This window comes from Poinsettia branch-inducing phytoplasma str. JR1, from assembly GCF_000309465.1.
Lineage (GTDB): Bacteria > Bacillota_I > Bacilli_A > Acholeplasmatales > Acholeplasmataceae > Phytoplasma > Phytoplasma pruni.
Genome location: NZ_AKIK01000117.1, coordinates 1 through 797 on the forward strand (window position 1 = coordinate 1; position 797 = coordinate 797).

1 pseudogene is annotated in these 797 nt (G+C 26.7%); it reads left to right on the plus strand.

What is annotated here, in order from left to right:
* Positions 1-741, plus strand: a pseudogene (locus ON17_RS03620) (hypothetical protein); the annotation flags it as partial.
* Between the last annotated feature and the right edge of the window lie 56 nt (positions 742-797).

A 797-nucleotide genomic window follows, 5' to 3' on the forward strand; every position in this document is an offset into this window, starting at 1 on the left:
CAAGAAAACAATAATTTAAAAGAGAAATATCATCATGATTTAAATCAAGTCAAAACGGAATTAGCTGATAAAAATAAAGAAAATGATGCCTTAATCAAAGAAATTAATCAAATTAAAGATGATTTAGAAAAAAATGGTAATATTGATCAAGCTCTTCAAAACCAATTAAATATCAAACAAGCAGCATTAAATATTACTAAAGAAAGAGTCAAACAATTAGAAGAACACGAAAAAGAATTACAAAATACTATTAAACAAAAAGATGAAGAAATAAATGCATTACAGAAAACTATTGAAGCACAAGTCACAGAAATTAACCGTTTAAATGATGAATTAGATAAACAAATGCAGTTATACGTTGAACAAGGTCAAAAAATTAAACAATTAGAAGGAACCATTAAAGGACTAGAAGAGGCTAATAAAAGTTTACAAATAGAAAATAAAGAACTTCGTCAAAGAATTGCTGAATTGAAACAACAATTAGAAGATGAGAAAAAGGCGCATGAGGAGACGAAAAATAAATTATTAGAAAAAGAAAATGAATTAGACATACAAAAACAAAAATTCAAAGCAAAAGAAAATGAACTTAAAGTATTACAAAACAAATGGGAAAAGGAAAAACAAGTAAACCAAGCATGGGATACGGCGGAAACTATAGTTGGCTTAGTGCCAGGTGTCGCTCCAGCTCTTAAAGTGGCTAAACATGCTCGTCGCGCATATAATTTCTTAAATTGGTTTTAGTAAAATTTACAAAAATAATTAAAAAAATAATTTTATTAGTTTATAATAAAAGAATA